Source organism: Corynebacterium sp. Marseille-Q4381 (assembly GCF_036881695.1).
Lineage (GTDB): Bacteria > Actinomycetota > Actinomycetes > Mycobacteriales > Mycobacteriaceae > Corynebacterium.
This window is the reverse complement of sequence record NZ_JBAJNR010000001.1, coordinates 288,212-304,106: the sequence shown is the minus strand read 5'-3', so window position 1 is coordinate 304,106 and position 15,895 is coordinate 288,212. Positions and strand designations below refer to the sequence as shown.

Genomic DNA, 15,895 nt, shown 5'->3' with positions numbered 1-15,895 from the left:
TAAAGGCTATCGGCTTAGAGGCTGTCGATCAGCGCAATCGCCTGGTCCCGGTAGGTGAAGTTGTTCGTGTTGTCCACCGCGTCGCGCATCACGTCGAGGTAAAACGGGTCCGGGTCACCCTGGTAGCGCGCAAGCGCGTCGCGGGCGATCTCGGTGGGCATAAGGCACTCGGTGGGCACGGCGTGGATGCCGGTGCGAGCGGCCTTGGCTTGGGCCTCCGCGTCGCGCATCTGCCGGGTAAAGCGGGTGTTCGGCTGATATTCCACGGCGCGCGCGAAACCGTCGGCCACCATCACCTCGTTGACAAAGGTGCCGTCGGCTGTAACCACCCCGGCCAGTTCGCGGCCGTAGCGGTCCTGGCGCTCCACGTCGTGAACCAGTGAGACGCGGTCGCCGGGGGCGATGAGCATCGTGAGGTGCTCGGTCGCCTCGTTGAACAGGCACTCCTCTTTCTCCGGGGTGTCGATGTTGAGCAAGCGCACGCGAACCGTCTCGCCCGAGCGCTCGATATCGATCGTGTCGCCGTCCACAATCCGGCTCACCACCACCGTGTCTCCGGTGCGCTCCTGCCACGTCTTGACGGTGAACGCGATCGCCGCGATGCCGATGAGTGCGATGAGGATGGCCGCTGCCAGTTTGAGCGCGCCGCGGCGTTGCGTGCGGGGCGCCGTCACGCGATCACCGCCAGCAGCACAACGAGGACGATCGAAACGCCGATGCCGATGCCCATCCGGCGCAGCTGCTGCTTGCCCGCCGGGTGCGCCGAGTTGATCTGCAGCTTGCCGGGCTCACCGGGCAGCACTGCCACCGCCATGGGGTCGCGCGGCTGACTATACAAGCCCATCGACGCCACCCGCTTGAGCGCGTCCACGCGTTGCAGCTCATCTGCGTCTGCCGGTATGTCGTCGAAGTTCCGGCGGGATGTTCGGGCAAGGCTTATCGACGCCACCACAACCCCCACCATGTACAACCCGAAAAAGACCCACCACAGGGTGGGCGAGACGATCTCGGGAAACAGCATCATGACCTGGGTCAGCGCCAAGACGATGCTGGTGGCGATAAGCAGCGTTCCCAAGAATGTATTGGTGGTATCGATGAGATGCTGCGCGCGCTGCGACGCCGACTCCGAGTAGGGCAGCGCGTCGTTGGGTAGGGTGCCTTCGTCGGAGGGCTCGCGCCGCGCCGCGGCCAGGCTCTGCTTCGGCGCGCACAGCGCCATCGCCGCGGAAATCACGACGCCGATCCACGTCACCGCGGTGGCGCTGAGGAAGTTCTTCTCCGACCATCGATCCACTTCACCGCCGGGGCCGATGTGCATCGGCACCGGGTCCGGAATTGCGTCCCACCTGGCGGCAACGAACGCGAGAACGGCGAGGTAAATGATTCCGGAGATTGGAAGAGCGCGGCGCAACGGCATGGTCATCGAATGTACTGCACCGTTCTCACACCTTAAGCGTCACCTCGTTTCCGTCCACCAGCACGTTCAAACTGCCTGCCCGGGCCGCATCCGCAACATCGTCGACTGAACTCGGTGGGGTAGTGGCAAATGCCAGGGTCCGCGCCAGTTCCCCCTTGTAGCGTTTGTTGAAGTGGCTGACCACCTTGCCTGTGTCGGCCTGCTCTACGCGCACGGTCACCGCGCTGGGTACTGGGCCAAGTTGCTGGTAAGCGCCCGAACGCAGGTCAACGACGAAATCCTCCGCCTGCAGTACTTCGGTAACGCGCGGGCCCCACCACGCACGCATTGTCCGTCCGCCGAGCTTGGAACCGGCGGAGAGGCGGTAGCGGGGCACGTGGTCGTTAGCAAGCACAAGCCCGAAGAGCGCCGAGCCGACCGCCAACCGCTGGCGCGCAGCGGCTGGAAGCGACGGCGCATCGAGGGCGTCGTACAGCACGCCGGTGTAGCGCTCGATCGCGGGCATGACAGGCGCTGACTGCAACGTCAGGTTCTCCTCCGCCTCCGCTCGCTTGCCGGCGGGGATCTTCAGCTCGGTCATGAGAGTGTCGACGTCGCTTGCGGCGAGCTGCCCCATAAGCGTCTCGCGCACCGGGTCGAGCTGGGGAAAGGAGACGGTGATCGGGCCACCGGCACCGCCGGGAGCCTTGGTTTCAGACGGTGGCAGCACGATGAGCATGCCAAAAACCCTAGCGCTAGAATTTCCTGACATGATCACACGCCTGTCCTCCCTGTTCCTGCGCACCCTGCGCGAAGATCCCGCCGACGCGGAAGTGCCCAGCCACAAACTGCTTGTGCGCGCAGGCTACGTGCGCCGCGCGGCTCCCGGCGTGTACTCCTGGCTGCCGCTTGGCCTTCGCACGCTGCGCAAGATCGAGGGCATCGTGCGCGAAGAGATGGACGCGATGGGCGCGCAGGAGTTGCTCTTCCCAGCGCTTTTGCCGCGCGAGCCGTACGAAGCGACGAACCGCTGGACCGAGTACGGCGACGACCTGTTCCGCCTGAAGGACCGCAAGGGCGCGGACATGCTGCTCGGCCCCACGCACGAGGAGATGTTCACCGCCCAGGTCAAAGACCTTTACTCCAGCTACAAGGATTTTCCCGTCACGCTGTACCAAATCCAGACGAAGTACCGCGACGAGGCGCGCCCGCGTGCGGGCATTCTGCGCGGCCGCGAGTTCGTGATGAAGGACAGCTACTCCTTCGACATGACCGATGAGGGGCTGGCTGAGTCCTACGCCAAGCACCGCGCCACCTACCAGCGCATCTTCGACCGCGTTGGTCTGCGCTACGAAATCTGCAAGGCCACCTCCGGCGCGATGGGCGGCTCTGCCTCCGAGGAGTTTTTGGCGTACTCCGACAACGGCGAGGACACGTTCGTCGTCTCGACCGCGGGTGATTTCGCCGCCAACGTCGAGGCCGTGACCACGGTCGCCCCGCCCGCGCGCGACATCGCGGGCCTGCCGGAGGCCACCGAGTACGACACGCCTGCGTCCGAAACCATCGCGGCGCTGGTCGAGTGGGCGAACCGGGAGCAGCTGCTTGTCGACGGTCGCGCGGTCCAAGCCTCCGACACCCTCAAGTGCATGATGGTCAAGGTCAACGACCCGCGCGCCACCGACGAGGACGGCAACCCGGTCGGCCCGCAACTTACCGGCATCCTGATCCCGGGCGACCGCGAACTGGACGAAAAACGCCTCGAGGCGAGCCTTGAGCCCGCGACGTTTGAGCTCGCAAGCGACGAGGACTTCAAAAACAACCCGTTCCTGGTCAAGGGTTACGTTGGCCCGCGCGCGCTCGCGGCCAACGGGGTGCGGTTGCTGGCGGATCCGCGCGTGGTCGACGGCTCCAGCTGGATCACGGGCGCGGACGCGCCGCAGCGCCACGTCGTCGGCCTCGTGGCCGGGCGCGACTTCACCGTCGACGGGTTCATCGAGGCTGCGGAGATTAAGGAAGGCGACCCGTCGCCAAGCGGCAATGGCACCGTGGCCCTTGCCCGCGGTATTGAGCTGGGCCACATCTTCCAGTTGGGCCGCAAGTACACCGAAGCGATGGACGTGCAGATTCTCGATGAAAACGGCAAGCGCGCCGTGCCCACCATGGGCTCCTACGGCATCGGTATCTCCCGCATGATGGCGGTTGTGGCCGAGCAGCGCCACGACGACAAGGGCCTTGTGTGGCCGGTCGCCATCGCGCCGTACCAGGTGCACGTCGCGGTCGCGAACAAGGACGCCGCGGCGCTCGAGGCCGGCGAGCGGCTGGTTGCTGAATTCGATGCCGCGGGGCTCGAGGTGCTTTTCGACGACCGCCCCAAAGTCTCCCCGGGCGTCAAGTTCAAAGATGCCGAGCTGCTCGGCATGCCGTTCGTGGTGATCCTCGGCCGCTCGTTCGCCGACGGCATCGTGGAGCTGCGCATTCGCGGCGGCGAGACCCTCGAGGTACCGGCAGAGCGCATCGTCGACCAGGTTGTCGAGCTGGTGCGCAAGGAAACTGCGCCGCTGGCGGGCTAACTACGCGCGGGTTAGCTACGAACGCTGCGCGTGGGCTGCGAGCCAGATCGCGGCCTCGCGCCACGCCGGGTCGTTCGCCGCGGCGGCGGTGTGGCGCCACTCGTCGACCAGGTTCTGGCGCAGGTGCTCCACCAGCGCTGCCGCCGAGGCCTCATCCGTCGGCTGCTCGGCGTCGCCGATGAGGTAGCCTGGGGCGGCAACCGTCTCAGGGGTGTCCCCGTCGACGCTTTCAACTAGTGCCGCGACCCGCTCCTTCGAAGCCCGGTCGAGCTCCACAATGCGGTCCGCCAGCGCGTCGTCGCCGAACGCCTTGGCCACCCCGAGACCGTACTGGAACGCGTATTCCCGCTCTAAGATGTCTTTCTGCGACGCGGCGTCGGCGGGGTCCGCGGCGTCGAGTTCGTTCGCGCCCGGATGGGCGTCCTCGAGGTCGACGCCTCCCGCAGCCGCGGCGTCGATGGCCTGCGCGACGACGAGGTCCACGGAATCCTCCGGTACCCGCTTCGCCGCCTCAGCGGTCATTGCGACCAACGACCCGGTGTCTGCGGCCGCGGGAAGTTCCCCGAGCTCCACGCTGCACGACGACGGGGTTTCGCCTTGAGGGGTGGTGCCGCAGAGACGCAACGCCTCGTTAACAAGCGCCTGCTTCTGCGCCCCCCGCAGTTCGCTACCCGCCGCCTCATCAGCCGCCGCCTGTCGCGCCAGAGCCACGATCTCCGCGTTCGGGCGCGGGCCGACGACGTCCATCACGGTACACCCGGCGACCGTGCTAGCGACAAGAAGGCAGGCGGGCAGGGCGAACAGCTTTTTCACTGCTCAAACGCTACACGATAGGCTTTAGCGCATGGCTTTCCCTTCCGAAGAAGAACTTACGCGCCTGATCGAGCCGGTCGCCGCCGCCTACGGCATGGACGTGGAGGGTGTGCGCACCGCGAAAGCGGGGGCGAAGTCCCAGGTTGTCGTCGCGCTCGACAGCGATTCCCGCCCCACGCTCGATGAGCTGGAGGAGGTCAGCGAGGAGCTTTCCGCGCTTTTCGACGCACGCGAGGACGCCGGCGACCTCAACTTTGGAGCCGGCTACACCCTTGAAGTGACGACCCCGGGCGTGGATCTGCCGCTGACGCAGCCGCGTCACTGGCGCCGCAACCGCGGGCGTTTAGTGGCGGTCGGCGAGCAGGTGTTCCGCATCGGCGCGCTAAGCGAGGATGAGACGCAGGTTGCGCTTGTCAGCTCCGGTGCCAAACAGCCGGAAGCCGCCCCTCGCGCAGTTTCTGAATTGGCGGGTGCGGTGGTAGAAATTGAGTTCAACAATCCGCCGGCAGAGGAGATGGAGCTGGCGGAACTCCCGTTTGAAGAGGTGACAAGTGAATATTGATATGGCGGCCTTGAAGGCCATCGAGAAGAACCAGGGGATTCCGGTTCCGGCTCTGCTGGAGACGATTGCGTCCGCACTGTTGTGGGCGTACAAGGACTTCCGCGAGCACCCGCTCGACGACGGGTCGAAGGCGCGAATCGACATTGATACCGCAACCGGCGACGTCTCGGTCATCGTGACAGAGCACGACACTGAGGGAGAAGTACTCTCCGAATACGACGACACCCCGGTGAACTTCTCCCGCATCGGCGCTGTCGCCGTGCGCGACGCCATTAAGAAGCAGCTGCGTTCGGCCGAGGTTGGCCGCGTCTACTCGGAGTACGCCGACTTAGAGGGCCAGGTCGTCTCTGGCGTGGTCCAGCGCGACGCGTACAAGGAAGCCCGCGGGGTGAACGCGGTGGAAATCGGCTCAGAGATCGAGCCGCAGGACGGTATTTTGCTGCCGGCGGAGAAGATCCCGGGCGAGCAACTGAGCCACGGCGACCGCATTAAGGCTTATGTAGTCGGCGTCAACCGCGGTGACCGCGACGTCACCGTCAACCTGTCGCGCACTCACCCCGAACTTGTCCGCGGTTTGTTCGCCCTCGAGGTGCCCGAGGTCGCCGACGGCACCGTTGAGATCATCGCGATCGCCCGCGAAGCGGGGCACCGCACCAAGGTGGCCGTGCGCCCGACGGTGAAGGGCGTCAACGCTAAGGGCGCCTGCATCGGCCCGCGCGGCTCGCGCGTCACCGCGATCATGGAAGAGCTCGGCGGCGAGAAGATCGACATCATCGACCACTCGGAGGACCCGGCGACTTACGTCGGTAACGCGCTCGCGCCCTCGAAGGTCATCAGTGTCGAGGTCACCGACGCCCAGGCGCAGGTCGCCCGCGTCGTGGTGCCGGACTACCAGCTGTCCCTGGCCATTGGCAAGGAAGGCCAGAACGCCCGCCTCGCCGCCCGCCTCACCGGCTGGAAGATCGACATCCATTCCGACGCCGACGGCGACGACGCTTAACCGCCGCGGGGGCCGCGGGTTAGAAGTTTCGGCGTAACGTGGCGTATTCTAGGCGACGGCTTACAAACTGTTACCAGCGAAGGTATGCGCATGCCCATCCGTATGCGGACCTGCATAGCCACTCGCCAGAAGGTGGAAGACACCCAGCTTCTGCGGGTTGTGCAGGATCCGGAACACCCCGGCCGCGTGCTGGCGGACCCCCGCCGCAGGCTGCCTGGGCGGGGCGCGTGGATTATACCGACGCCGGAAGCTGTTGAGCTAGCGGAGCAACGCCGGGCGTTCGCCAGGGCGCTTCGCTTGTCCACCCTTGTGGACGTGAGTCATGTACGTGAGTACGTTAGCGACCCACATAGAGACCCACATACAGATAGGAAGACCGAACACTGATGAGTACGCGACCATGAAGCAGCATCAGCGATGAAAGTCACTGACCAATCTAGGGGTACGTCGCTTTTTGTGTAACTACGAAGGGCGCGCACTCCTAGCCAACAACCAAGGAGACACGTGCCCGGAAAGCTACGCGTTCACGAACTGGCAAAACAGCTCGGCGTAACAAGTAAGGAACTCCTCGCCACGCTCAAGGAGCAGGGCGAGTTTGTCAAGACCGCTTCGTCCACCATCGAACCGCCGGTGGTGAAGAAGATGCGCGCCCACTACGAGGCGCAAGCCGGCGGTGAGAAGGCAGACGCGGCCGACAAGACCGCAAACGCAAACGCGCAGAAGCCGGCGGCGGCCAAACCGGCGGCCCCGAAGCCTGCGGCCGCGAAACCCGCAGCCGCCAAACCGGCGGCGCCCAAGCCTGCCGCCGCGGCGGAGAAGCCGGCGGCCAAGCCTGCCGCCAAGCCTGCGGCTCCGAAGCCTGCGGCGCCGAAACCTGCGGCTGCCAAGCCCGCAGCCCCGAAGCCGGGTGCTGCCAAGCCCGCAGCGCCGAAGCCGGCAGCCGCGAAACCCGCGCCGGCTAAGCCTGCCGCCAAGCCCGCGCCGGCTAAGCCGGGTGCTCCGAAGCCGGCAGCGCCCAAGCCTGCTGCCCCGAAGCCGGGCGCAGGGTCCGGCCAGTCCGCAAACCCGGGCAATGCGATGCCGCGTCCGATGCCGAAGCCGGGCGGCCGCCCGCGCGTAGCGAATAACCCGTTCTCCTCCAACAGCGGCGGCGGCCGTCCCGCCCCGCGTCCGGGCGGCGGCCGTGGTGGCGCGCAGCAGGGTGCTGGCCGCGGCCGCGGCCCGGGACAGGGCCAGGGGCAAGGTGCCCCGCGTCCGAGCGGCGAGCGCGGCTCGCGCCCGTCGCCGGCCGATATGGCTGCGCACCCGTCGCCGACCCAGATGCCGTCCAAGGCTGCGGGCCCGAACCGCGGCCGCGGCGGCCAGGGCGGTAACCGCGGCGGCCGCGGCGGCGGCCAGGGCGGCCCGGGTGGCGCCCCGCGCGACGGTTTCCGCGGAGGCCGCGGCGGTCGCCGCGGCGGCACCGCCGGCGCTTTCGGGCGTCCGGGCGGCGCACCCGGCAAGCGCCGCAAGTCCAAGGGGCAGAAGCGCGCTGAGTACGAGGAGATGCACGCACCGAACGTCATCGGCGGCGTTCGTCTTCCCGACGGCGGCGGCAAGACCGTGCGCCTGCGCCAAGGTGCGACCCTGACGGATCTCGCCGAGAAGATCGGCACCGAGGCATCGAACCTTGTTCAGGCGCTGTTCAACCTGGGCGAGATGGTCACGGCGACGCAGTCTGTCTCCGAAGAGACGCTGCAGCTGCTCGGCGCCGAGATCAACTACGAGGTTGAGATTGTCTCGCCGGAGGACGAGGACCGCGAGCTGCTCGAGTCCTTCGACCTGCAGTTCGGTGAGGACATCGGTGGCGAGGAAGCGCTTGAACAGCGCCCGCCGGTGGTTTCCGTCATGGGCCACGTCGACCACGGTAAGACCCGCCTGCTGGACTCGATCCGGCGCGCGAACGTGGGCAAGGGCGAGGCCGGCGGCATCACCCAGGGCATCGGCGCGTACCAGACTGAGGTGACCCTCGAGGACGAGCCACGCAAGATCACCTTCCTGGATACCCCGGGCCACGAGGCGTTCACCGCCATGCGTGCCCGCGGCGCCAAGTCCACCGACTTGGCCATCTTGGTGGTTGCTGCGGACGACGGCGTGATGCCGCAGACCGTTGAGGCGATCAATCACGCCAAGGCGGCGGACCTGCCGATCGTGGTTGCCGTGAACAAGGTGGATAAGCCCGAGGCGCAGCCGGACAAGATCCGCGGCCAGCTCACCGAGTACGGCCTTGTGCCGGAAGAGTACGGCGGCGACACCATGTTCATCGACATCTCGGCCAAGCAGGGCACGGGTATCGACGATCTCCTTGAGGCAGTCCTGCTGACCGCGGACGCAGCGCTTGAGCTCACCGCGAACCCGGACATGGACGCGCAGGGTGTTGCGATCGAGTCCCACCTTGACCGCGGCCGCGGTCCGGTTTCGACCGTGATCGTGCAGCGAGGCACGTTGCGCGTCGGCGACTCCATCGTCGTCGGCGGCAACTTCGGCCGCGTGCGCCGCATGGTCGACGAGTGGGGCAACGACGTCGAAGAGGCGGGCCCGTCCCGCCCGGTGCAGGTCCAAGGTCTCAACGGCGTCCCCGGCCCGGGCGACAACCTGCTCGTGGTGGACGACGACCGCGTGGCGCGCCAGATTGCCGCGCAGCGCGATGCCCGCCACCGCGCTGCGATGCAGGCCCGCACCAAGAAGCGCGTCTCCCTGGAGAACCTGGACCAGGCGCTCAAGGAAACCAGCCAGCTCAACCTCATCATCAAGGGCGACAACGCCGGTTCCGTGGAGGCGCTGGAGGAGGCGCTGCTCAAGATCGAGGTGGACGACGAGGTGGAGGTGAACATCATCGACCGCGGTGTCGGTGCTGTCACCCAGACCAACGTCCTGCTCGCCGCAGCTTCCGACGCTGTCATCGTCGCGTTCAACGTGCGCGCCGAGGGCAAGGCGACGGAGGAAGCGAACAACGAGGGTGTGGAGATCCGCTACTACTCCGTGATCTACCAGGTCATCGAGGAGGTTGAGGCTGCGCTCCGCGGCATGCTCAAGCCGATCTACGAGGAGCGCGACCTGGGCCAGGCGGAGATCCGCCAGATCTTCAAGGCCTCCGCCGTCGGCCTCATTGCAGGCTGCATGGTCACCGACGGTGCGGTGCGCCGCGGTGCGAAGGTGCGCCTGGTGCGCGACGGCAACGTCGTCACCCCCGACGCGACGATCGACTCGCTGCGCCGGGAGAAGGACGACGTCACCGAGGTTGCGAAGGGCTACGAGTGCGGCATGGTGCTGTCCTACCCGGATATCCAGGTGGACGACATCATCCAGGCGTACGAGATGGTCGAGGTCCCGCGCGGCTAGTTTTACGCCGCACGGGTACCTTCCAGGTGGGAAACCGACACACAAGGAGGAGTCATGGGTGAGAACCCGCGCGCACAGCGCCTTGCCAAGCAGATCCAGCAGATCGTGGCGACCGCGATTGAGCACGAGGTAAAAGACCCGCGTCTCGAGCTGGTCACCGTCACCGACGTCCGCGTCACCGGCGACCTGCACGACGCGACGGTGTTCTACACCGTGCGCGGGCGCAACATCGATGACGAGCCCGACCTGGATTCGGCTGCGGAAGCGCTCAACCGCGCCCGCGGCCAGATCCGCAAGATTGTCGGGGACCAGCTCAACGTGCGGTTCACGCCGACGTTGAAGTTTGTGTACGACGAGGTGCCGGCGGCGTCGGCAAGCATGGAAGAGCTTCTCAGCCGCGCCCGCGCGCGCGACGAGGAAACCGCTCGGCTGCGCGCCAACGCCACGCCCGCCGGCAGTTCCAACCCGTACAAGGGTGACGGGGAGAAGTAGGTAGGGCGCGGAAATGGACTCACTGTTTCCCGCGCACGCCGCGCAGTTCGAGGCCGTAAGTTCGCGGCTGCTCGGCGCTGCGAAGGTGGCGGTCGTGGCCCACGTCAAACCCGACGCCGACGCCGTGGGTTCAGCTTGCGGCTTGGCGTTCGGGCTGAGGCGGCTGGGGATCGACACCAGCGTGCATATTGGCCAGACCTACCCGCACGCGTCCAACCTGGACACCGTGCCGGGTGTGGGAGCAATCAACTACGGGGGCTCGTTGCCTGACGACGCGCTCGTGGTCACCGTTGATTGCGCCTCCCTTGACCGCACCGGCTTGGTGCAGGACGCGATTGCCGCCGACCCGTCCCGTGTCGTGGTGATCGACCACCACGAGACGAACCCCGGCTTCGGCGGCACCAACCTCATCATTGACTCGGAGTCGACCACCACGCTGGTGCGCGAGTTGTTGGGCTACATGGGTGCCGAGCTTGACCGGGATATCGCGTACTGCCTGTACGCGGGGCTGGTCACCGACACGGGCAACTTCCGGTGGGGCACCGCGCGGATGCACGTGCTCGCCGCTGAGCTCATGCAGTTCGATCTGGACACGCGCCAGATCGCCCTCGATCTGATGGATTCGATGAGCGCCATCGATTTGAAGATTATGGGCTCGGTACTCGCGGACATGCAGATCTACCGCGAGAAGGGACTCACGGTTGCGGTGATTGCGGTGCCGGCCGAGTCGCTGGCGCGCATGAGCCAGACTGCAGTTGAGGCAGTGATCGACTACGCGCGAGCGCTTGAGGGTTCCGACGTCGGCGTGGTGTTCAAGCAGCAAGCGCCGCGCTACTGGGCCGTGTCGCTGCGGTCGTCCGTGATCGACGTGTCCCAGGTGGCGAAGGCGCTCGGCGGCGGCGGGCACGTGCCGGCGGCGGGGTATTCCGCCTACGGCACCCAAGACGTGATCACCCGCGAGCTGCTCGCTGCGCTGCCATGATCACCGCGCGACAGATCCTCACGTTGTCGCTGCCCGCACTCGGTGTGCTGGCAGCGAACCCGCTGTACCTACTGCTAGACACGGCGGTGGTGGGCCGTCTCGGCACCGGGGAGCTGGCCGCGCTGGCGGCTGGCACCGCGATCCAGTCCACGGTGACCACCCAGCTGACGTTTTTGTCGTACGGCACCACCGCGCGAAGCTCGCGCATGTTCGGCGCGGGCAGGCGCGACGACGCTGTCGCTGAGGGCGTCCAAGCCACCTGGGTCGCCCTCGCTGTCGGCGCGCTGCTCGCTGCGCTAGTCATGCTCTTCGCGCAGCCGCTCGCGATGTTTTTGACCAACGACGCAGCCACGTCCGCCGAGGCTGCGCGCTGGATGCGGGTGGCGGCGTTCGCGATCCCGCTCACCCTGGTCATCATGGCCGGCAACGGGTGGATGCGGGGCGTGCAGAACACGCGGCTGCCGTTCATGCTCACGCTGTGCGGGCTCGTGCCCGGGGCAATCCTCTTGCCGGTGCTGGTCAGCCGGTACGGGCTGGTCGGCTCCGCCGTAGCCAACGTCATTGGCATGGGGATTACAGCGGGGTTCTTCCTCGCGGTGCTGATCCGGGAGCAGTTGCGCTACGGCGGCAGCTGGGCGCCGCGGTGGAGCGTGATTAAGCAGCAGCTGGTGTTGGGCAGGGATCTCATCCTGCGCTCCCTGTCGTTCCAGATTTCGCTCCTAGCGGCCGCTGCCGTGGCGGGCAGGTCGGGCGTCGCGGTGCTCGCCGCGCACCAGATCATGCTGCAGCTGTGGAACTTTCTCACGCTGGTGCTCGATTCTTTGGCCATCGCGGCGCAGACGTTTACCGGTTCCGCCCTCGGCACGGGCAACGTGGACGAGGCCCGTTTTGTCGGGGTGCAGGTCACGCGGTTCTCCGTGCTGTTCTCCACCGCCCTCGCCGCGGTGTTCGCGCTGCTCGCCCGGCCGATCCAGTCGTTGTTCACGAGCGATGCCGCTGTGTTCGCGGAGCTTCGCGTGCCGTGGTGGCTCTTGATCGCCATGGTCGTCACGGGTGGCGTGGTTTTCGCCCTCGACGGTGTGCTGCTCGGCGCGTCCGACGCCGCGTTCCTGCGCAACCTCACCATCGCTTCAGTTCTCGGCGGGTTCCTGCCGCTGACGCTTCTCTCCGTCCAGTTCGGCTGGGGGCTGACGGGGATTTGGACTGGCCACCTGCTGTCCATTGTCTTCCGCTTGGTGGGCGTGTGGCTGCGGTTCAGGTCGATGCGGTGGGCGCGCACAGGGGCCTAACCCGGCCGGCTGCGCGGCCGAGACTTCGCGCTGTGTGCTAGAAACCTTCCATGACCACTTTGTGGGCAGTGAGCGACCTGCACGCGGCGGTGAAGGCGAATTCCCCGCGCATTGACGAGATCCAGCCGACCGACCCGTCGGACTGGCTCATCGTCGCCGGCGACGTCGCTGAGCGAAGCGACTTGATCGTCCGGGTCATGGCTAAGCTCAACGAGCGATTCGACACGGTCATCTGGGCCCCAGGCAACCACGAGCTGTTCTCCCGCTCCGCTGACCGCCACCGGGGACGCGACAAGTACACGGCATTGGTGCAGTCCATGCGGGAGATGGGTGTGATCACCCCGGAGGACCCCTACCCGGTCTTCGGCGGGGTAACCGTTTGCCCGCTGTTCACGCTGTACGACTACTCCTTCCGCGCACCCGGCATGAGCGTGGAGGAGGCGGTTGCCGCGGCCCGGCGCCGCAACATCATGATGACGGACGAGTTCGCCATCGCCCCTTTCGTCGACGTCCGGGCGTGGTGCTGGGACCGCCTCGCGTACACCACCAAGCGGCTGTCCCGGATCGAAGGCCCCACGATCCTGATTAACCACTGGCCGCTTGTGCAGGAGCCGACGCTGAAGATGCGCTGGTCCGAAGTCGCGCTGTGGTGCGGCACCAGGCACACGCGCAGTTGGCCGAAGCGCTACAACGCCAAGGCGGTGATCTACGGCCACCTGCACATGCCGGGGGTCATGCAAGTCGACGGGGTGAAGCACATTGAGGTCTCGCTCGGCTACCCGCGCGAGTGGGAGCACCGCGAGCACCCGCCCCTTGCCTTCCCGTATCCGGTGATGGAGGTGGAGGGGTGATGAGGGACGTAAGCCTGTTTCCGCCCGCCGCGCGCGTGGTGTACCTGCGCAACGACGACGCCCGCGACCTGACCAACTACCGCGACCTGCTGCCGAGTGAACGCGCCCAGGTTTCGGAGGCCCTCGACATGCGCAAGGGCGAGTTCGGCGACGCCCGCTGGTGCGCCCACCAGGCGCTGAAAGAGCTCGGGGTGACCACGGCGGGGGCGATACTGCGCGGGGAGCGGGGTATGCCGCTGTGGCCAAAAGGTTTCACCGGCTCGCTCACGCACACCGAGGGCCTGCGCGCGGCGGTGGCGGCACCGACGCGCTACGTGCGCTCAATGGGGCTGGACGCGGAACCCGCGCAGCCGCTGCCGGAAGGTGTTTTGGAGCAGATCGCGCTGCCGGCGGAGCGCGAGTCGGTCTTGGCGATGATGGCCGCGGGCCAGTCGTGGGCCGACCGGCTGCTGTTCTGCGCGAAGGAGGCCACCTACAAGTGCTGGTTCCCGCTGACTAGGCGCTGGCTGGGGTTCGAAGAGGCGGAGATTGCCCTGCGCGCCGACGGCACGTTTGTCGCCCAGCTGCTTGCCCGCCCCGCCCCCGCGCCGTACTTCGAGGGCCGCTGGGTGGTGCGCGGCGGGTACGTGATCGCGTCGGCGTTCTTTATCTAGTGCTACGTCAGCGTCGACGGGCGGGCGACGAAGGTGGTTGCGAGCCGCTTGCCCTGCTCCTTCACCAGCGCGACGACGCGCCCGTCAGGACCTTTAGCCGCGTGCACGCCGGAAAGCCCCCTCGGCTCCAACCACTTGCCCATGGCGAGCGCGTCGTATTCGTCTTGGGTGATGTCTAGCACCGGCCAGGCGGTGGTGAGCGCCTCGTCCATCGTCAGCGTCAGCGCCGGGTGCGCTTCCAAGTCCTTCAGGGTGTGTGCACGGGTGATGGGGAAGGGGCCGACTAGGGTGCGTCGTAAAGCAACCAAATGCCCCCCAACTGAAAGCGAAGCGCCGAGGTCCCGCGCCAACGAGCGGATGTATGTGCCGGAGGAGCAGCGGATTATCGCGTCGATGTCGAGGTGCTCGCCGCGGCGGACGGTGTAGTCGAAGCTGTGCACCGTCACCGGGCGCGCGGGGATTGCCACCTCGGCGCCCTCGCGGACCAGCTCGTGAGCGCGCTTGCCGCCGATCTTGATGGCGGACACGCTCGCCGGAACCTGCATGATGTCGCCGGTCAGCGCCGCGATGCCCGCCGCAATCGCCTCGTCTGTGACGTGCGATGCATCCGCCGCTGAAAGGACCTCGCCCTCAGCGTCATCCGTGGTGGTTGACGCGCCCAAGCGGATCGTGGCCTCGTAGACCTTCTCCTCGGCCACGAGGTGAGCAAGGAGCTTCGTACCGCGTTCGATGCCGGCGACCAGCACACCGGTGGCCATGGGGTCGAGGGTGCCGGCGTGGCCCACCTTGCGAGTGCCAAAGATGCGCCGCAGGCGCGCCACCACGTCGTGGCTTGTCATGCCCGCGGGCTTGTCCACAATCACGATGCCAGATGCTTCGAGGGGATCGGTCATGGTTTTTCAGTATGCCGTACTCTATGTCGCGTGAAGATTATGCGCGGTCTGGCCGAGGTGCCCCACGATTTCGGACGCCCGGACGGAACCGTAGTCACAATCGGCGTCTTCGACGGGGTGCACCGCGGTCACCAGCTGCTGATCACCCAGGCGGTCAACACCGCCCGCCAGCTGGGGCTTGAAAGCGTCGTGATGACGTTCGACCCGCACCCGCGCACCGTGTTCGCGCCCGAAACGGCACCCGCGGAACTCACCCCGTTTGCAGAGCGCGCGCGCCATATCGCGGAGCTCGGCGTGGATTACCTCGTGGTGATCGACTTCCGCGTCGAACTCGCAGGAGACAGCGCCGAGTCTTACGTCCGCGACACGCTTGCCGGGCGCTTGAACGCCAAGCACGTCGTGGTGGGCCGGAACTTCACGTTCGGCCGCGGCGCGGAGGGCACGCCGGAAACCATGACGTCGCTGGGGGAGAAGTACGGCGTCGATGTCACTGTGGTGCAGCTGCTTGACGACGGTGGCGTGCGCATCTGCTCCACCGCCATCCGCGACCAGCTCGCAGGGGGGAACCTGGGCGTGGCCACCGACTACATGGGCCGGCCGTTCTCTGTCGTCTCCGCAATCGAGCGGGGCGCCGGGCGCGGCGGGCGCGAGCTGGGGTACCCCACGGCGAACCAGTACGTGCCGGAAGGCGCGGCGCTGCCCGCCGACGGCGTGTACGCCGGCTGGCTGACCATCGTCGACGACGCGCGGATCGACGGCGATATGGAACCGGGCGTGCGCTACCCGGCCGCAATCTCGGTGGGGACGAACCCCACCTTCGGCGACGAGCGCCGCAGCGTGGAATCCTTCGTGCTCGACCGCGACGCGGATCTGTACGACAGGGTGGCGCGCGTCGAGTTCGTGGCAAAGGTCCGCGACATGGTGAAGTTCGACTCCGTCGACGAGCTGTTGGAGCACATGGGCCGCGACGTCGCCCGCACCCGCGAGATCCTCGGTGCGTGAGACCAGCGCGT

16 protein-coding genes are annotated in these 15,895 nt (G+C 67.0%); 11 read left to right on the top strand and 5 right to left on the bottom strand.

All coding sequences use genetic code 11. The annotated features are described in order from the left end of the window. Positions 1 to 14: 14 nt before the first annotated feature. The 3 genes from V6D40_RS01555 to V6D40_RS01545 are packed head-to-tail and all read right to left on the bottom strand — an operon-like array spanning position 15 to position 2,135. A complete protein-coding gene (locus V6D40_RS01555; protein WP_334288597.1) occupies positions 15 to 674 on the bottom strand; it encodes a thermonuclease family protein in 660 nt (219 codons plus the stop codon). Then, complete coding sequence (locus V6D40_RS01550; RefSeq protein WP_334288596.1) at positions 671 to 1,417, bottom strand: DUF1648 domain-containing protein; 747 nt, start codon at positions 1,415 to 1,417, stop codon at positions 671 to 673. The genes V6D40_RS01555 and V6D40_RS01550 overlap by 4 nt, the downstream gene beginning before the upstream one ends. A 25-nt stretch (positions 1,418 to 1,442) precedes the next feature. Next, positions 1,443 to 2,135, bottom strand: a complete 693-nt coding sequence (locus V6D40_RS01545) for a YaaA family protein (protein WP_334288595.1) — start codon at positions 2,133 to 2,135, stop codon at positions 1,443 to 1,445. A gap of 31 nt (positions 2,136 to 2,166) precedes the next feature. Between V6D40_RS01545 and V6D40_RS01540 the strand changes: the two genes are divergently transcribed. Next, a complete protein-coding gene (locus V6D40_RS01540; RefSeq protein ID WP_334288594.1) occupies positions 2,167 to 3,966 on the top strand; it encodes a proline--tRNA ligase in 1,800 nt (599 codons plus the stop codon). Positions 3,967 to 3,981: 15 nt separating this feature from the next. Here V6D40_RS01540 and V6D40_RS01535 read toward each other — a convergent pair whose 3' ends face one another. Then, positions 3,982 to 4,779 (bottom strand): DUF4439 domain-containing protein, encoded by a 798-nt coding sequence (locus tag V6D40_RS01535; protein WP_334288593.1) that lies wholly within the window; start codon positions 4,777 to 4,779, stop codon positions 3,982 to 3,984. Between the two features lie 31 nt (positions 4,780 to 4,810). Between V6D40_RS01535 and rimP the strand changes: the two genes are divergently transcribed. From rimP to V6D40_RS01490, 9 genes are all read left to right on the top strand, one after another. Beyond that, entirely contained in the window at positions 4,811 to 5,341 is a 531-nt protein-coding gene (rimP, locus tag V6D40_RS01530; protein ID WP_334288592.1) for a ribosome maturation factor RimP, read from the top strand. Then, positions 5,331 to 6,341 (top strand): transcription termination factor NusA, encoded by a 1,011-nt coding sequence (nusA, locus tag V6D40_RS01525; protein ID WP_334288591.1) that lies wholly within the window; start codon positions 5,331 to 5,333, stop codon positions 6,339 to 6,341. The genes rimP and nusA overlap by 11 nt, the downstream gene beginning before the upstream one ends. Positions 6,342 to 6,425: 84 nt before the next feature. Beyond that, positions 6,426 to 6,728 carry a YlxR family protein gene (locus V6D40_RS01520; protein ID WP_334288590.1) on the top strand — a complete coding sequence of 101 codons (303 nt, stop codon included), beginning with the start codon at positions 6,426 to 6,428 and terminating at the stop codon, positions 6,726 to 6,728. A gap of 117 nt (positions 6,729 to 6,845) precedes the next feature. Further along, positions 6,846 to 9,722 (top strand): translation initiation factor IF-2, encoded by a 2,877-nt coding sequence (infB, locus tag V6D40_RS01515; protein WP_334288589.1) that lies wholly within the window; start codon positions 6,846 to 6,848, stop codon positions 9,720 to 9,722. A gap of 54 nt (positions 9,723 to 9,776) precedes the next feature. Continuing rightward, complete coding sequence (gene rbfA, locus V6D40_RS01510) at positions 9,777 to 10,214, top strand: 30S ribosome-binding factor RbfA (RefSeq protein ID WP_334288588.1); 438 nt, start codon at positions 9,777 to 9,779, stop codon at positions 10,212 to 10,214. Between the two features lie 13 nt (positions 10,215 to 10,227). Further along, positions 10,228 to 11,196 (top strand): DHH family phosphoesterase, encoded by a 969-nt coding sequence (locus V6D40_RS01505; RefSeq protein ID WP_334288587.1) that lies wholly within the window; start codon positions 10,228 to 10,230, stop codon positions 11,194 to 11,196. Further along, the gene (locus V6D40_RS01500) at positions 11,193 to 12,485 is read left to right on the top strand and encodes an MATE family efflux transporter (RefSeq protein WP_334288586.1); all 1,293 of its coding nucleotides are present in this window, start codon (positions 11,193 to 11,195) and stop codon (positions 12,483 to 12,485) included. Before V6D40_RS01505 ends, V6D40_RS01500 begins: the two co-directional genes overlap by 4 nt. A 50-nt stretch (positions 12,486 to 12,535) precedes the next feature. Continuing rightward, entirely contained in the window at positions 12,536 to 13,336 is an 801-nt protein-coding gene (locus tag V6D40_RS01495) for a metallophosphoesterase family protein (RefSeq protein WP_334288585.1), read from the top strand. Next, positions 13,336 to 13,989, top strand: coding sequence for a 4'-phosphopantetheinyl transferase family protein (locus V6D40_RS01490; protein ID WP_334288584.1), 654 nt, complete (start codon positions 13,336 to 13,338; stop codon positions 13,987 to 13,989). Before V6D40_RS01495 ends, V6D40_RS01490 begins: the two co-directional genes overlap by 1 nt. A 2-nt stretch (positions 13,990 to 13,991) precedes the next feature. Here the strand turns inward: V6D40_RS01490 and truB are convergent, their stop codons facing one another. Then, positions 13,992 to 14,882: a tRNA pseudouridine(55) synthase TruB gene (truB, locus tag V6D40_RS01485; RefSeq protein WP_334288583.1), complete on the bottom strand. Its 891-nt coding sequence runs from the start codon at positions 14,880 to 14,882 to the stop codon at positions 13,992 to 13,994. A 39-nt stretch (positions 14,883 to 14,921) separates the two neighbouring features. Between truB and V6D40_RS01480 the strand changes: the two genes are divergently transcribed. Beyond that, positions 14,922 to 15,884 carry a bifunctional riboflavin kinase/FAD synthetase gene (locus V6D40_RS01480; RefSeq protein WP_334288649.1) on the top strand — a complete coding sequence of 321 codons (963 nt, stop codon included), beginning with the start codon at positions 14,922 to 14,924 and terminating at the stop codon, positions 15,882 to 15,884. The last annotated feature ends 11 nt before the right edge of the window (positions 15,885 to 15,895 follow it).